At 72.3% G+C, this 15,454-nt stretch carries 13 protein-coding genes and 1 tRNA gene; 10 read left to right on the top strand and 4 right to left on the bottom strand.

Annotated features, from left to right (window positions below; all coding sequences use genetic code 11):
- The first annotated feature begins 222 nt into the window (after nt 1-222).
- Entirely contained in the window at nt 223-714 is a 492-nt protein-coding gene (locus tag ACQY0Z_RS10030) for a DUF485 domain-containing protein (protein ID WP_347225159.1), read from the top strand.
- A gap of 29 nt (nt 715-743) precedes the next feature.
- Nucleotides 744-2,327 carry a sodium/solute symporter gene (locus ACQY0Z_RS10025; protein ID WP_347225187.1) on the top strand — a complete coding sequence of 528 codons (1,584 nt, stop codon included), beginning with the start codon at nt 744-746 and terminating at the stop codon, nt 2,325-2,327.
- A gap of 34 nt (nt 2,328-2,361) precedes the next feature.
- Here the strand turns inward: ACQY0Z_RS10025 and ACQY0Z_RS10020 are convergent, their stop codons facing one another.
- From ACQY0Z_RS10020 to ACQY0Z_RS10010, 3 genes are all read right to left on the bottom strand, one after another.
- Nucleotides 2,362-3,276, bottom strand: coding sequence for a cellulose-binding protein (locus tag ACQY0Z_RS10020; RefSeq protein WP_189896451.1), 915 nt, complete (start codon nt 3,274-3,276; stop codon nt 2,362-2,364).
- A 176-nt stretch (nt 3,277-3,452) separates the two neighbouring features.
- Complete coding sequence (locus ACQY0Z_RS10015) at nt 3,453-6,296, bottom strand: SUKH-4 family immunity protein (protein WP_439812127.1); 2,844 nt, start codon at nt 6,294-6,296, stop codon at nt 3,453-3,455.
- A gap of 2 nt (nt 6,297-6,298) precedes the next feature.
- Complete coding sequence (locus ACQY0Z_RS10010; protein WP_189895936.1) at nt 6,299-7,324, bottom strand: SMI1/KNR4 family protein; 1,026 nt, start codon at nt 7,322-7,324, stop codon at nt 6,299-6,301.
- A gap of 345 nt (nt 7,325-7,669) precedes the next feature.
- On the opposite strand from ACQY0Z_RS10010, the gene ACQY0Z_RS10005 reads away from it, so the two are divergent.
- On the top strand, nt 7,670-8,200 hold the full coding sequence (locus tag ACQY0Z_RS10005; protein WP_189895938.1) for a YwqJ-related putative deaminase: 531 nt from the start codon (nt 7,670-7,672) through the stop codon (nt 8,198-8,200).
- Between the two features lie 43 nt (nt 8,201-8,243).
- Nucleotides 8,244-8,774, top strand: a complete 531-nt coding sequence (locus ACQY0Z_RS10000; protein ID WP_439812126.1) for an SUKH-3 domain-containing protein — start codon at nt 8,244-8,246, stop codon at nt 8,772-8,774.
- Nucleotides 8,775-8,823: 49 nt separating this feature from the next.
- On the opposite strand, the gene ACQY0Z_RS09995 is transcribed toward ACQY0Z_RS10000, so the two are convergent.
- Entirely contained in the window at nt 8,824-10,137 is a 1,314-nt protein-coding gene (locus ACQY0Z_RS09995; protein WP_347225156.1) for a sensor histidine kinase, read from the bottom strand.
- Nucleotides 10,138-10,305: 168 nt separating this feature from the next.
- Here ACQY0Z_RS09995 and ACQY0Z_RS09990 point away from each other — a divergent pair, with 168 nt between their 5' ends.
- The 6 genes from ACQY0Z_RS09990 (at nt 10,306) to pth (ending at nt 15,375) form a co-directional block, all read left to right on the top strand.
- On the top strand, nt 10,306-11,178 hold the full coding sequence (locus tag ACQY0Z_RS09990) for a hypothetical protein (RefSeq protein WP_439812125.1): 873 nt from the start codon (nt 10,306-10,308) through the stop codon (nt 11,176-11,178).
- 8 nt (nt 11,179-11,186) lie between these two features.
- Nucleotides 11,187-11,259 (top strand) — tRNA-Gln (locus ACQY0Z_RS09985).
- Between the two features lie 119 nt (nt 11,260-11,378).
- The gene (glmU, locus tag ACQY0Z_RS09980) at nt 11,379-12,824 is read left to right on the top strand and encodes a bifunctional UDP-N-acetylglucosamine diphosphorylase/glucosamine-1-phosphate N-acetyltransferase GlmU (protein WP_439812124.1); all 1,446 of its coding nucleotides are present in this window, start codon (nt 11,379-11,381) and stop codon (nt 12,822-12,824) included.
- A gap of 89 nt (nt 12,825-12,913) precedes the next feature.
- Nucleotides 12,914-13,894 (top strand): ribose-phosphate diphosphokinase, encoded by a 981-nt coding sequence (locus ACQY0Z_RS09975; protein ID WP_019522625.1) that lies wholly within the window; start codon nt 12,914-12,916, stop codon nt 13,892-13,894.
- A 208-nt stretch (nt 13,895-14,102) separates the two neighbouring features.
- Nucleotides 14,103-14,696, top strand: coding sequence for a 50S ribosomal protein L25/general stress protein Ctc (locus tag ACQY0Z_RS09970; protein ID WP_189895945.1), 594 nt, complete (start codon nt 14,103-14,105; stop codon nt 14,694-14,696).
- A 76-nt stretch (nt 14,697-14,772) separates the two neighbouring features.
- Entirely contained in the window at nt 14,773-15,375 is a 603-nt protein-coding gene (gene pth, locus ACQY0Z_RS09965) for an aminoacyl-tRNA hydrolase (RefSeq protein WP_439812123.1), read from the top strand.
- Nucleotides 15,376-15,454 lie beyond the last annotated feature (79 nt).

Below are 15,454 nucleotides of genomic sequence, written 5' to 3'. Positions count from 1 at the left end.
CTCCGGTGGACAGCGTGATGTCCCGCGTACACCTCAAAAGTCGGAGTTAATCCGGGTAACACCCCAGCTCAGGGTATGTGCCACCCGCGAGAGCACTCACCGGCGCGCGAGTTGCGCCAAACCGTCGCGCTCCGCGCTACGCGCGAGTAACGTGCGGGCTCCGCTCCGCCACCCCCCTCCCTGCGGTCCCCGCACGGACCCGAACCACGCAAGGAGCACGGGATGCCCGCCGACCCCTTTCCCCCTCCCCGCGACCCGCACCGTCCCCCGCCCCCGTACGCCGATGCCCCGTACACCGATCCCCGCGCGGGCGTCCCGTACGCCGCCTCCCCGACCCACCGCACCTATCCCTGGATGCCGCCCGCCCCGCCGCCGCCCCGGCCGCACCGGGCGCCCCGGCACGCCCCGCTGGGCCACCACAGCGACCTGCGCCGGCTGCGCCGCGCCTACCGCTGGCAGCGCCGCACCGCCACCCTCACCGCGCTCGGCTACTTCGTCCTCTTCCTGGTGCTGTCCGCGTTCGCGCCGTCCTTCATGACCGGCACCGTCGCCGACGGCGTCCCCACCGGTCTGCTGCTCGCCGTGGGCCAGGTGCCCGTCACCTGGCTCGCCGTCGCCCTGTACGAGGCGACCGCGCGCCACCGCGTGGACCCGCTGGCCGCACTGATCCGCCGTCAGGCGGTCGTCGACGCACGGCGGGAGGCGGTCCGGTGAACCCGCTGTTCGACGACACCGCCGAGACCATGTCCCTGGTCGGCTTCTCCACGGTCGCCACCATCACCCTGCTGCTGTGCGTGCTGACCGGCCCCGACCGGGACGACCTCGACGAGTTCTACACCGGCTACAGCTCGCTCTCCCCCATGCGCAACGGGCTCGCCATCGCCGGTGACTACATCTCCGCGGCGACCGTCCTCGGCACGAGCGGCGTCATCGCCCTGTTCGGCTACGACGGCGTCGTGCTCGCGCTGAGCACCGCCCTGTCGCTGATGCTGCTGATGTTCCTGCTGGCCGAACCCCTGCGCAACGCGGGCCGGTTCACCATGGGCGACGCGCTGACCCGCCGGATGCCGGGCGGCCGCTCGGTGCGGATCACCGCCAGCGTCGTCACCCTCGCCTCGCTGCTCCCGCTGATGCTGGTGCAACTCGCGGGCACCGGACAGCTGATGGGGTTCATCCTGGGCTTCTCGGGCGAATCGATGCAGACCGGGTGCATCGTCGGCGTGGGCGCGCTGATGATCAGCTACGCGGCGATCGGCGGGATGAAGGGCACCGCCCTCATCCAGATCCTGAAGATCGTGCTGCTGCTCGGCTCGGGCCTGTTGGTCGCCGCGCTGATGCTGCACCGCTTCGACTGGAACCCGGGCGCCCTCTTCGACGCGGCCGCCGCCCACAGCGGAACCGGCGACGCCTTCCTCGCCTCCGGACTGCAGTTCGCCGGCAGCGCGAGCCCCGGCATCGACATGATCAGCTCACACCTCACCGTGGTCCTCGGCGGCGCCTGCCTCCCCCACATCACCATGCGCATGTACACCGCGGACAGCGCCCGCCAGGTGCGCCGCTCGATGTCCTGGGCGGTATCGGGCGTGGCGCTGTTCGTGCTGGTCATCACGGTCGTCGGGTTCGGCGCGACCGCGCTGCTCGGACGGGCCGTCGTCGCCGGGGCCGACCCGCGGGGCAACACCGCCTATCTGCTCGGCACGCGCGCGGTGTTCGGCGCGGAGGTGTCCACCGCGGAGACCGTCCTGTTCACCACCGTCACCACGGCGATCTTCCTGACGGTCCTCGCCTCGGTCGCCGGGATGATCCTCGCCTGCGCCAACTCCCTCGCGCACGACGTGTTCGCCGCCCGCGTCCGGGAGATGACACCGCGCCGGGAGATGCTGCTCGCCCGCCTGTCCGCCGCCGCCGTCGGCGTCCCCGCGATCCTGCTGGCCACCCTGGTGCAGCACCACAGCCTGCATCCGCTGATCACGCTGTCCTTCTGCCTGGGCGCCTCGGCCATCGCCCCCGCCCTCGTCTACGGCCTCTTCTGGCGCCGCTACACCCGCACCGGCCTGCTCGCCACCCTCATCGGCGGGACGCTCTCCGTGCTGGTGCTGATGCCGGGCACCAACCTGGTCTCCGGGTCCCCCGTCGCCGCCTTCCCCGACGCCGACTTCACCTGGTTCCCCTTCACCACCACCGGACTGCTGTCCATCCCCGCGGGCTTCCTCTGCGGCTGGCTCGGCACCCTCGCCTCCGGCCACACCCGGGCGGAGGAACAGCGCCGCCAGTACGAGGAGGTGGAGGGCCGGATCCTCGCCGGCGCGATCCGCAGGAGACCCTGACCGCCGGAAGACCCCGACCGGCCGCGCGCAAGCGTCACTCCACCGCGCGGCCGGTCAGCGCGCTCAGGCTCGCGCACACATGGTCCATCTGCGTCTGCACGTCCTCCCGCCGGTCCGCGTGCTCCCGCAGCACCCGCTCGGTCTCCCGCTCGACGCCCTCCACGCGCGCGTACGCCTCCGCCAGCACCTCGGCCGCCCGCTCCCGCGCCTCGTCCGCGCACCGCCGGGCCGCCTCCTCCGCGTCGGCGAACGCCTGCCGCGCCTCCGCCAGCACCTTCTCCGCCCGCTCCTCCGCCTCCGCCTGACGGGCGTCCAGCTCCGCCGCCCGCGCCGCCTCCTCCTGCGCCACCTCGTCGAGCCGCTGCGCCTGCGCCCGCGCCTCCTCGGCGAGCAGCTCCGAGGTGCGCTCCCGCATCCGCCGCACCTCCGCCAGCGCCTCGGTACGCCGCTCCTTCACGTCCAGCCGCGCCTCGATACGGATCTCGTCGGCCTTCTCCCGCGCCACCGCCAGCCGCTCCTTGGCGTACTCGTCGGCGACGGCGCGCAGCGTCGCCGCGTACGCCCGCGCGGCCTCCTCCACCTCGGCGGCGTCGTCCCGCGCCAGGTCGACCAGGTCCTGCGCGTGCTGCTTCGCCGACTCCCGTACGGCCGTGGCCTCCTCCAGCGCCAGCAGGAACAGCCGCCGGGGCCCGTCACCGAGCGACTCGTACGTCTGCTCCGGCAGCCCCGCCGCCCGCTCCCGCAGCCGTTCGAGCTCCTCCTCCATCTCCCGCGCCAGGACGGTGAGCCGAGCCGCGCGCTCCCACGCGGCGTCCCGGTCGTCCGACAGCGCCTCGACGTACGCGATCACCTGCAGCGGGCGGTAGCCGCGCCCCCGGCGGACGATCTCGAACCCCCGTGACGACACCGATGTGCTGCTCACCCTGGAACCCCTTCCACCGACGGACATGAAGCCCAGCACGACGACCGAGCACAAAAAGGGATGAATCGCGCACATCTTGATCGATGACAAGGAAGTGTTCATAACGCGACACTCCGCCGGGCGGGGGCGGACAGACGTGAGCCGGGCCCGGTCGTCGTCACGACCGGGCCCGGCTCACGGGTCACACCTTCAGCGGCGGCGGCTCACAGCAGCCCGTCCCACATCTGCTCCAGCAGCACCGACCACCAGGTCTCCGGCGACCCCAGCGCCGCCGGGTCCAGTGCGGCAAGCTGCGCCTGGAAGTCGACCGTCCAGCGGCCCGCCTGCTCCTGGTTCAGCCCGAACCGCAGCCGCCACATCCGGCCCAGCAGCGCCAGGCAGCGCGCGAACTCCGGCAGTCCGGTGTTCACGAACTGCGGCGGCACCGCCGTACCGCCGGGACCGGCCTCCACCGGCACCGCGACGATGTTCGCCGTGCCGTACTGCACACAGATCGCCTTGCCGAAGTCGCTGCCCATCACCAGGTACGAACCCGCGTCCGGCGCCGGCTGTACACCCCGCTCCGCGGCCAGCTCCGCCAGCGTCGGCACCGGGCGGCCCGGCTGGGCCTGCGCCCAGAAGAACGGTCCCATGTCCGTCGGCAGACCCGCCGTCACCAGCGTGTGCGCCACCACCGGCGGCACGCCCTGACGGGACACCGCCGCCTGCTCGAACCGGAACACGCCCGGCCCGAACGCGGCCGCCAGCTCCTGCCCGATCGCCTCCGGCGGGAGGGGCGGGGCCGGCTGCACCGGCGGGATCGGCGCCCGCACCGGCGCGGGCCGCGCGGGACCGTCCGCCACCTGGTGCAGCTCGCCCTGATGGGCGAGGAGCTGCCGCATGCCCTGCTGCCGGCTCGCGTGGTCCGTGCCGTACGGCGCGATCGACGTGATGCGCGCCTGCGGCCACTGCTCGCGGATCATCCGCGCGCAGTACGCGCCCGGCAGCTCGCACGACTCCAGCTCCGTGTGCAGCTCCAGCACCTGGTTCGGCGGCACGTTCATCGCGCGCAGCTCGTGGAAGATCTGCCACTCCGGGTGCGGGGTGCCCGGCGCGGAACGCCGGATCAGCTGCTGCTCGGAGCCGTCCTGCGCGCGGTAGCGCAGCACGGCCTGATAGCCGGGACCGACGGTCGGCTGACCGGGCGGCTGCTGCGGATACCCGTACGCCGCCGGCTGCCCCGGCACGGGGACCCCTGGCGGGGGCGTACCGGGGGGCATGGCACCGGGAGGCATCGCGCCGGGCGCCATCGGCGGGGTGCCGGGGGCACCGGGCGGCGGGGGCGCGCCCGGGCCGCCGACGGGAGGTGCGGCCAGGACGGTCTCCGCGTGATGCACGGGGGCGGCGCCGGGAGCGCCGGGCCGACCAGGGGCTCCCGGAGCACCGGGGGCGCCGGGCGGGCCCGGAGGCTGGGGTGCGCCGTGGGCACCCCCGGTGCCGGGCTGACCGGGAGCGCCGGGACCACCCGGGGCACCGTGCTGACCGGGCACACCGGGCTGCCCCGGAGCACCAGGCGGACCGGGAGGCTGAGGCGCCCCCGGCGCACCGTGCGCACCGGGCTGGCCCGGAGCCCCGGGCTGGCCAGGCTGACCGGGAGCGCCGGGAGGACCGGGCGGCTGAGGCACACCGGGACCACCCGGGGCACCGTGCTGACCGGGCGCACCGGGCTGACCAGGCGCACCGGCCTGCCCCGGAGCACCAGGCGGACCGGGAGGCTGAGGTACGCCCGGCGCACCCGGCGCACCGTGCGCGCCCGGCTGACCCGGAGCACCAGGCGGTCCCGGAGGCGTGGGCACCCCGCCCGAGCTGTTCGGGTCGGCGAGCATCGTCGCCGCGTGGTGCACCCCGCCCGGAGGCGTGCCGGGCCCACCCGGCGGAGGCGGCGCGGGCGTCCCCGGCGGAGGCGTCTGCCCGCCCGGCCCCTCCGGGCCGAGCGACGACACCAGCTGCGTCGGCACATACCCGCTCCCGCCACCCTGCGCGGGCGTGCTGCCGGGGCGCGCGCCCGGCGTGCCCGGGGCGCCCGGAGGCGGCGGGGTCGTCGGACCCTGCCCCCGCCTCGGCGGCGGAGTCGCCTTGCTGGTCGCGGCGTCGGCGATGTCACCGGCGTCCGGAGCGGGCGCAGCCGGCGGCGGCACGGGCGTACCCGGCGCCGGGGTGCCGGGAACACCGGCCTGGGTGGGAGGCGGAGGCGTCGCGGGCCCCGCCTGGGTGGGCGGCGGAGTCGCCTGCCCCGTCCCGCCCGTCGGTACCGCCGGCGCGACCGCCGTCGGCGGCAGCTGGCTGCCGCCCGAGATCAGCGCCGTCTTGGCGTCGGGCGTCGCCGGGGTGTCCCCACCCGGCTCCCTCACCTGCGGCGCGTACACGGTCTGCGGCAGCGGCACCGAGCGGTCCTCACCGGCGTCCGCCGTGGTGTCCGTACCGGCCCACGGCGTGCCCTCGTCCGGGGCGCCGCCGCCGGCCGCCGGCCACGCGGACCCGCTGCCGCCGGAGCCGGCCGAGGAACCCTCGGAATCACCCCGCCCCGCGTCCGGCGCACCCGCCTGCCCAGGCACCGCACCGGCACCGGACCCCGCCGACGCCGCCACAGGCACCCCCGCACCCCCTGACGTCTCCCCCCGCCGGTCCGGAATCCCCAGCCGGTCCGCCGCCTCCTGCAGCCACTCCGGCGGACTCAGCAGGAACGACGTCTGGTTGAGATCCACCCGCGCCGCAGGAGCCGGCGCCGGCTCCTCCGCCGCCGCCTCGTCCCGGCCGTACTCCTCCTCGTACCGGCGGATCACCTCGCCCACCGGCAGCGCCGGCCACAGCGTGGCCTCGCCGCTGTCCCGGGCGATCACCAGCCGCTGCCCGCCGCCGTCGACACGCGGACCGTCCGCACGGTCCTCCGCCCACACCACGAACCCGAGGCCGAACTCCCGCACCCGCACCTCACGGTGCTGGTACGCGGGCACGTCCCCGTTGACCCACTCCTCCGCGCGCTCCTGCGCCTGCGCGAACGTCACCATCGCTACGACTCACTCCCCGCGGAAGAGACCGGAACGGCACGCGCGAACCCGCCGTCCACCATCAGATTCGCCACCGTCTCCAACTCCGGAGGAGACCCCGCGAGCCGCGACAGGAACACGTCGAAGTCCTCACCGCACGGCAGCAGCAGCCGCTCCACGCGCTCCGCGGGCGACCACGACGGATCCACGTCCCGCACGTCGTCGTACGCGCTGAACCACACCGAACCCTGCCGCTCGCCCCTCACCTTCACGGCCAGCAGACCGCCCTGCACGAAGGAGACGCACAGATAGTCCTTGGTCAGATGGTCCCGCAGACACTTGTTCACATACACCAGGTCGTTGACCGCGGCCTCGTCCCGCACCGTGAAGAACGGCTGGTCCACCAGCAGACCCAGCTCCGCGTCCAGCGCCGTCCCCACCGGCGCGCAACCGCCCGCCGCCTTCAGGAACGACCGGTACGCGCCCGGCAGCCGGTACCCGAGGTCCTCCTCGACACCCAGCACCTGCGACTCCGTCACCGCCACACCCGACTTCGGCAGCCCGAAGTGCGCCGGACGCGTCTCCTGCAACGGCCGCGTGCCCCGCTTCGCGTGGTCCACCGCCGCCGTCGCCACACCACCGTGATGCCGCAGCAGCGCCTTCACCTCGACCGGCACCAACTCCAGACGGCGCGTGCCCGCCACGTGGTGCCACGTCCAGCCGTGCGGCGTCGCCACCGCCGGCACCGTGTCCCACAGCTCGTGACCCGTCGCCGCCAGCGCCGCGTTCGCCGACACGTAGTCCGTCAACCGCAGCTCGTCGACACCGAAACCCTCCGGCGGATCCGCGATCTCCGCGGCAGCGCGCGCATAGGGCGAGAAGTCGGGGTAGCCACGCTCGTCCACCCGCACCCCTCTCGGGTGACGGGCCGCCCGCACCGGATCCGGGAAGTGCACGACCTGCCCGGCGTAGGCCGCGTTCGGCGGCGCGGAAGTTCCCCCAGCCTGGCGGCCGGGAGGCGCCCCCAGCCCGAGCCGACCTGTCGTCATGGCGGTTGCCCCCTGCGGCACTCTGTACGACCCGCCCCGCCCCGCCATCGGAGCCGTCACGGACCGTATTCGACTGTCACGTCTGTCTCGACTGCTTCTGGTGCCACGACCCCTCGGCGCCCGCGCACGGAACACCGCCGGATCGCGGTGCCGACAGCCTATGCGGTACGCCCCCACCGGTCACCGGGCACCGGTCACCAGGCCCTCCGCTTCCGTGACCCGACGTCACCCCACCGTGACAGCCCGCCCCCGCACGGGCGTGTCGCCCCGCCCCAGCTTCCCCAGCCGCCACGCGATTTGGCACTCTGTGACCACCGGGGGGATGCTCGGGAGGGGATGACGATCATGAACGCGACGCAGACGGGGACGCACACCGGACCATCCGGCGACCCCCGCTCCGGCGACCCCCGCATCGGCTGGAGCGCCACCGACAGCACCCCGGCGCCCGCCCTCCGGCACCGCCGCGACGGCATCCTCCCCACCATCGCCGCCGCCCTCTCCGTCCGCGGCGCCACCCTCACCGGCACCGCCGCCCGCGGCGACACACCCCCCGCACTGCACCCGCTCGTCCAGGACTTCCTCGACACCCTCACCAGCGACCAGCGCGACCGCTTCACCGGACGCTGCGCCGAAACCATCCTCATCTCCCGGCACATCGCCACCGCCGACGCCGCCCGCAGCAAAAGAGCCGCCCGCAAACCCATGACCAACGGCGAGGCCCGCAAAGCCCTCAAACACGCCAAACTCACCACCCGCCGCATCCGCGAGGACGGCGACCCCCTCCACGGCAGCTACGCCGCCCCCTGCCGCGCCTGCACCGCCCTCACCGCCCACTTCGGCGTCCGCACGGTCGACCCCGCCGCCACCGACGGCTGAACCACCCCCGCACCACCACACGACCTCGACGAACGAAGGGCCGATGCACACCGACCGCACCTCCTCCCCCAGTCTCGGCTCCGCTCGACCGGGGGGACCCCCATCCCGCTTCGCCGTCCCCGTCGACGCCGCACTGCGCGCCGCCGGCTGGCAACCCGGCCGCTGGGACATCAAACAGGCCGAGATCTGGGCCGACACCCTCCGCGACCACACCTCGCCCGCCGGACACCGCCACACCGTCTTCCCCGCCGCCGTCGAGGCCTGGGCCGAATTCGGCGGACTCCACATCCGGCCCACCGGACCCGGCCGACAGATCGCCCCCACCCCCGTCCACATCGACCCCCTGCACGGCCTCCACCTCGCCCGCACCCTCGGCGACCTCGGCCGCGCCCTCGACACCGAGGTCTGCCCCCTCGGCACCGAGACCGACACGAAGGCACTCCTCGCCATCGACGCACAGGGCCGCGTCTACGCCCTCGACCACACCGGCGACTGGTACCTCGGCCCCGACATCGACCACGCCCTCGCCACCCTCATCTCCGGCGTCCAGCCCCAGCGCCTCACCACCGGCTGACCAGGGGCGGCCCCCGGCCCCACGACGCCGCGATCTACCAGGCCGGGACCTACGACGCCGGAATCACCGCCGACACCCGGAAACCCCCCGCGTCCGTCGGCCCCGACACGAACACCCCGCCCAACGCCGACACCCGCTCCCGCATCCCCACCAGACCGTTCCCCCCCGACGGCAGCCCCGCCGACGAACCCACACCCGACGGCGGCTCGTTCTCCACCTGCATCGCGATCTCCGACACCCGGTGCGCCAGCCGCACATACGTCTTCGCACCCGCCGCGTGCTTGTGCACGTTCGTCAACGCCTCCTGCACCACCCGGTACGCCGTCGCCTCCACCTCCGGCGCATACGAGCGGCACTCCCCCTCCACCGACAGATCCACCACCATCCCCGCCGCCGCCGACTGCCCCACCAACTCGTCGATCTCCGCCAGCGAAGGACCCTCCGCCGGCTCCTCCACCGCCACCCGCGACGCCGCCGCAGCAGCCGCCGCACCCACCGCCGCCAACGGCACCGACGCACCCTCCCCCCGGGGCCGCACCGCGTCCCCGCCCGCACGCAGCACCCCGAGCATCTCCCGCAACTCCGTCAACGCCTGCCGGCCCATGTCCCCCACCAGCGCCGCGTTCCTCACCGCCTTCTCCGGATCCTTCCGCGCCACCGCCTGCAACGCCGCCGCGTGCACCACCATCAACGACACCCGGTGCGCCACCACGTCGTGCATCTCACGCGCGATCCGCGTCCGCTCCTCGTTACGCGCCCACTCCGCGCGCTCCTCCGCACGCTCCGCCAGCAACTGAAGCTCCCGCTCCAGACTGTCCGCCCGCTCCCGCAGACTCTCCATCAGCCGACGCCGCGCCCCCACGTACAAACCCAGCAGCACCGGCGGAGCCGTCACACCCAGCGCCGTCGTCACCGAGGCGAACGGCACCAGCCAGTCACCGACGTCCACGTCCCCGCGCGCGATGTCCTGCCGCATCCGCACGAACATCACGATCAGCACACCGACCATCTGCATACCCGCCAGCGAACCGATGATCCGGCGCGGCAGATCCGACGCGGCCAGCGAATACAGCCCCACGATCCCCAGCAGGAACCCCATCGCGGCCGGCGTCACCGCGATCGCCACCAGCACCACCGCGATCGGCCACCGCCGCCGCACCAGCAGCACCGACCCCGCGGCCAGCCCGAACACCACCCCCACGGCGACCGGGATCCCCGCCTCCCACGCGAACGGAACCCCCTCGACCCCGCACTCCAGCGCGGACGCCGCCGCAAGCCCCACATCGAGCACGGCACTCCGCCGCCGCTCCCACCACCAGGGCCCTCCCCGGGCCGTCACATGCTCTTCCCCCGTCGCGGTCATGCCCCCCAGCCTAAAGGCGCTCCCCGTCCGTTTTCCGGGGAGTTTTCACCTCAACCCCGGACCACACCGACCGACCGATCAGCCGCGATACGCCCCACAATCCCTCGAACTGCTGAATCGCGCACCGTTCGACCCGGGAACCCTCCATTCCGGCCGGACGGTATGCCCATGGCACATCCGACCGGCACATACGCCGACTTCGAAGGCTTGCGCGAACAGGCCGTCGCCCTCCGGCGCGAGGGACTCAGCCGACGCCAGATCCGCGACCGGCTCCACGTCGACAACAACGACATCCTCAACCGCCTCCTCCAGGGCGAACCCGCCCCGGACTGGACCCGGCGCCCCAACGCCAAGGACGACCTGCGGGCGCGGGCCCGCGAGCTCCGCCTCCAGGGCTGGACCTACGACCAGATCCAGGTCGAGCTGGGCTGCTCCAAGAGCGCGATCTCGTTGTGGGTGCGGGATCTGCCGAAACCGGAACGGCGCACTCCCTCGGAGCAGGCGCGACTGGCGGGCCGCATGCGCTGGGAGCACGAGCTGGCGGTGCGGGACGAGCAGCGTCGGCGGACCAAGGAGGCCGCGGCCCGGGAGATCGGCCCCCTGTCCGACCGCGATCTCTTCCTCGCGGGTGTGGCCCTCTACTGGGCCGAGGGCGCGAAGGACAAGCCCTACGACCGGAGGGAGAACGTCCTCTTCGTCAACAGCGACCCAGGGGTGATCAAGCTCTACCTCGCGTGGCTGGACCTGCTCGGTGTGGAGCCCGAGCGCCTCCGTTATCGCGTCATGATCCACATGACGGCCGACGTGGAGGGCGCGAAACGATACTGGGCGGATCTGGTCGGCGTGGACGTCTCCGTGTTCCAGAAGACGACCATCAAGAAGCACAACCCGGCGACCGTCCGGAAGAACGTCGGAGCCACCTATCGCGGCTGCCTGGTCATCCGGGTGTCACAAGGCGCCGACCTGTACCGGCGCATCGAAGGCTGGTGGACAGGAATGGTCTCCGGGATCACCACGCCACCCTCCTCGGGTAAGGTCTGACGCAGCCATCCGCCATGGGGTAACTGGTAGCCCGCGGGCCTTTGAAGCCCTGTAGTGCTGGTTCGAATCCAGCTGGCGGAGCTGCAAGGTTCGGGTCCTGGCCGGTCACGGTCAGGACCCGCTCTCATGTCCCCCCGGAAACGCCCCGGTATCCTGCGGATGTCCATCCCCCCACCTCCAACACAGCCGAAGGGCATCCCGTGAGCGCCAATCGCCCGGCAGCCGTCGTCGTTCTCGCAGCGGGTGAGGGCACCCGTATGAAGTCGGCCACACCCAAGGTCCTGCACGAGATCTGTGGTCGTTCCCTGGTGGGTCATGTGCTCGCCGCCGCCGGTGAGCTGGACCCGGCGAATCTCGTCGTCGTCGTGGGTCACGCCCGTGAGCAGGTGACCGCGCATCTCGCCGAGGTCGCCCCCGACGTGCGGACCGCCGTGCAGGCGGAGCAGAACGGCACGGGGCACGCCGTGCGGATGGGTCTGGAGGAGCTGGGCGGTGCCGTGGACGGGACCGTGGTCGTGGTGTGCGGCGACACCCCGCTGCTGACCGGTGAGACGCTGCGCCGGCTGTCCGAGACGCATGTGGCGGACGGCAATGCGGTGACGGTGCTGACGGCGGAGGTGCCGGACGCGACCGGGTACGGCCGGATCGTCCGGGACGCTTCCGGTGCGGTGACGGCGATCGTGGAGCACAAGGACGCGTCGGACGAGGTGCGGGCGATCCGGGAGATCAACTCGGGTGTGTTCGCGTTCGACGGTGCGCTGCTGACGGACGCGCTGAAGAAGGTGCGTACGGACAACAGTCAGGGCGAGGAGTACCTGACGGACGTGCTGGGGATCTTGCGTGAGGCGGGGCACCGGGTGGGTGCGTCGGTGGCGGGGGATCACCGGGAGATCGCGGGGATCAACAATCGTGTGCAGTTGTCTCAGGCGCGGCGGATCCTGAACGACCGGCTGCTGACGGCGGCGATGTTGTCGGGCGTGACGGTGGTGGATCCGGCGTCGACGTGGGTGGATGTGACGGTGACGTTCGAGCGGGACGCGCTGGTGCACCCGGGGACGCATCTGCATGGCGCCACGCATCTGGGTGAGGGCTGCGAGGTGGGTCCGAACACGCGGCTGACGGACACCCGGGTGGGTGCGGGGGCGCGTGTGGACAACACGGTGGCCGTGGGCGCCGATGTGGGTCCGGAGGCGTCGGTGGGTCCGTTCGCGTATCTGCGTCCGGGGACGCGGCTGGCGCGGAAGGGCAAGATCGGTACGTACGTGGAGACGAAGAACGCGTCGATCGGTGAGGGGTCGAAAGTTCCGCATCTGTCGTATGTGGGTGATGCGACGATCGGCGAGTACTCGAACATCGGTGCGGCGAGTGTGTTCGTCAATTACGACGGACAGGACAAACATCACACGACGGTCGGGTCGCACTGCCGGACGGGGTCGGACAACATGTTTGTTGCTCCTGTCACGGTCGGAGACGGTGCTTACACGGCCGCGGGCTCGGTGATCACGAAGGATGTGCCGCCCGGTTCGCTGGCGGTGGCCCGTGGTCAGCAGCGCAACATCGAGGGCTGGGTGGCTCGTAAGCGTCCGGGGAGTGCTGCCGCGAAGGCCGCGGAGGCGGCGTCGCGGGAGTCGGCCGGCGAGGACTGACCGGAGAGCGTCCCGTTCGGGACGGCGTACCGTGAGAGGTGCGGAAACGCGCACCCCACCAGCTGAGACACCTCTGAGGAGACAGTGCTGTGACCGGGATCAAGACGACCGGCGAGAAGAAGATGATGTTCTTCTCCGGCCGCGCCCACCCCGAGCTTGCCGAGGAGGTCGCCCAGCAGTTGGGTGTCGGGGTCGTCCCGACGAAGGCCTTCGACTTCGCGAACGGCGAGATCTACGTCCGGTATCAGGAGTCGGCCCGTGGCGCCGACTGCTTCCTGATCCAGAGCCACACGGCGCCGATCAACAAGTGGATCATGGAGCAGTTGATCATGATCGACGCGTTGAAGCGTGCGTCGGCCCGTTCGATCACGGTGATCGTGCCGTTCTACGGGTACGCCCGGCAGGACAAGAAGCACCGCGGCCGTGAGCCCATCTCGGCGCGTCTGATCGCGGATCTGATGAAGACGGCGGGTGCGGACCGTCTGCTGACGGTGGACCTGCACACGGACCAGATCCAGGGCTTCTTCGACGGCCCGGTGGACCATCTGTTCGCGCTGCCGCTGCTGGCGGACTACGTGGGCGCGAAGGTGGACCGCTCGAAGCTGACGGTGGTGTCCCCGGACGCCGGCCGTGTGCGGGTGGCGGACCGCTGGTGCGACCGGCTGGGCGCGCCGCTGGCGATCGTGCACAAGCGCCGGGACAAGGACGTGGCGAACCAGGTCACGGTGCACGAGGTGGTCGGTGAGGTGAAGGGCCGCGTGTGTGTGCTGGTGGACGACATGATCGACACCGGTGGCACGATCTGCGCCGCGGCGGACGCGCTGTTCGCGCACGGTGCGGAGGACGTGATCGTGACGGCGACGCACGGTGTGCTGTCGGGTCCGGCGGCGGATCGTCTGAAGAATTCGAAGGTGAGCGAGTTCGTGCTCACGAACACGCTGCCGACGCCGGGTGAGCTGAGCGAGAGCCTGGACAAGATCACGGTGCTGTCGATCGCGCCGACGATCGCGCGTGCGGCGCGTGAGGTGTTCGAGGACGGCTCGGTGACGAGCCTGTTCGACGAGCAGTAAGGGTTCTGCGGTCCGGCATCCGTTTGGCTGCCGGTGATCGTTTTGGGTACGGCCTCCTGGCCCGGGTAAACTGCACGAGTTGCTCGGCGAGGGAGGCCGTACCGCTTCTTCGGAAGCTTTCGTACGGCGGTCCGTTATCGACGCGCTCTTCGTAGCAGGCCGTTCGTGGCCGGGTGACCACGTCCGTTTCTGACTATGAGGAGTGATCATGTCCGAGGTGAAGATCGCCGCCGAGACGCGCAGCGAGTTCGGCAAGGGTGCCGCCCGCCGTATCCGTCGTGCCGACAAGGTTCCCGGTGTTCTGTACGGCCACGGTTCCGACCCGCTGCACCTGACCTTCCCGGGTCACGAGCTGCTGCTCGCCCTGCGTACGCCGAACGTCCTGATCGCGCTGGACATCGACGGCAAGTCCAACGAGCTGGCCATTCCGAAGGCCGTTCAGCGTGACCCGCTGAAGGGCTTCCTGGTCCACGTCGACCTGCAGCTGGTGCAGCGCGGTGAGAAGGTCCAGGTCGAGATCCCGGTGCAGGCCGAGGGCGAGCTGGCCCCGGGCGGCAACCTGCTGGAGCACGTCCTGGACGCGCTGCCGGTCGAGGCCGAGGCCACGCACATCCCGGAGAACGTGACCGTCTCCGTCGAGGGCCTGGAGGCCGGCGCCTCCGTCCTGGCCAAGGACATCGAGCTCCCCAGCGGTGTCACCCTCGCGGTGGACGGGGACACCGTGGTGCTGCAGATCCTGGCCGCGCAGGCGGAGGAGGCGCCCGAGGGCGCCGAGGAGGGCGAAGAGGCCGCCGAGGCCTGAGCCTGTCGGATCCAGTCGTCACGTCGGCCGCTGCTCCCGTGCGGGGGCGGCGGCCGACGCGTATGTGGGAGGAAGCGTGGGCGTGACGGAGGACGCGGCGGGCCCCTGGCTGATCGCCGGGCTGGGCAATCCGGGGCGGGGGTACGCGATGAACCGGCACAACGTGGGGTTCATGGTCGTGGACCTGCTGGCGGAGCGGATGGGCGGCCGGTTCAAGCGGGCGGCGAAGGCGCAGGCGCAGGTCGTGGAGGGCCGGATCGGGTCTCCGGGGCCGGGGAGCCGCCGGGTGGTGCTGGTGAAGCCGATGTCGTACATGAACCTGTCGGGCGGGCCGGTGAACGCGCTGCGGGAGTTCTACAAGGTGCCGCCGCAGCGGGTGGTGGCGGTCCACGACGAGCTGGACATCGACTACGGGACGCTGCGGCTGAAGCTGGGCGGCGGGGACAACGGGCACAACGGCCTGAAGTCGCTGACGGGCGCGTTCGGCCGTGACTACTACCGGGTGCGGTTCGGGATCGGGCGGCCGCCGGGGCGGATGCCGGTGGCGGACTACGTGCTGAAGGACTTCTCACCGGCGGAGCGCAAGGAGCTGGACTACTTCGTGGACCGGGCGGCGGACGCGGTGGAGTGCCTGGTGACGGAGGGTCTGGAGCGGGCGCAGAGCGCCTACAACTCCTGATACGCGGCCGAAGGCGACTTCGGCCGACATGTCACCTGGAGCCGCCCGCGGGAGTTGACCGGGCGCGAGGTCATGGCCA

Source organism: Streptomyces sp. P9-2, assembly GCF_051903975.1.
Classification (GTDB): Bacteria; Actinomycetota; Actinomycetes; order Streptomycetales; family Streptomycetaceae; genus Streptomyces; species Streptomyces cellulosae.
Note: the sequence above shows the minus strand (reverse complement) of the source record. Positions and strands in the feature narration are given on the sequence as shown.

Excerpts from the sequence above, each read along its gene's own strand:
- ACQY0Z_RS10030 (WP_347225159.1), top strand. The coding sequence starts at position 223 with ATGCCCGCCGACCCCTTTCCCCCTCCCCGCGACCCGCACCGTCCCCCG.
- ACQY0Z_RS10025 (WP_347225187.1), top strand. The coding sequence starts at position 744 with ATGTCCCTGGTCGGCTTCTCCACGGTCGCCACCATCACCCTGCTGCTG.
- ACQY0Z_RS10020 (WP_189896451.1), bottom strand. The coding sequence starts at position 3,276 with ATGTCCGTCGGTGGAAGGGGTTCCAGGGTGAGCAGCACATCGGTGTCG.
- ACQY0Z_RS10015 (WP_439812127.1), bottom strand. The coding sequence starts at position 6,296 with ATGGTGACGTTCGCGCAGGCGCAGGAGCGCGCGGAGGAGTGGGTCAAC.
- ACQY0Z_RS10010 (WP_189895936.1), bottom strand. The coding sequence starts at position 7,324 with ATGACGACAGGTCGGCTCGGGCTGGGGGCGCCTCCCGGCCGCCAGGCT.
- ACQY0Z_RS10005 (WP_189895938.1), top strand. The coding sequence starts at position 7,670 with ATGAACGCGACGCAGACGGGGACGCACACCGGACCATCCGGCGACCCC.
- ACQY0Z_RS10000 (WP_439812126.1), top strand. The coding sequence starts at position 8,244 with ATGCACACCGACCGCACCTCCTCCCCCAGTCTCGGCTCCGCTCGACCG.
- ACQY0Z_RS09995 (WP_347225156.1), bottom strand. The coding sequence starts at position 10,137 with ATGACCGCGACGGGGGAAGAGCATGTGACGGCCCGGGGAGGGCCCTGG.
- ACQY0Z_RS09990 (WP_439812125.1), top strand. The coding sequence starts at position 10,306 with ATGGCACATCCGACCGGCACATACGCCGACTTCGAAGGCTTGCGCGAA.
- ACQY0Z_RS09970 (WP_189895945.1), top strand. The coding sequence starts at position 14,103 with ATGTCCGAGGTGAAGATCGCCGCCGAGACGCGCAGCGAGTTCGGCAAG.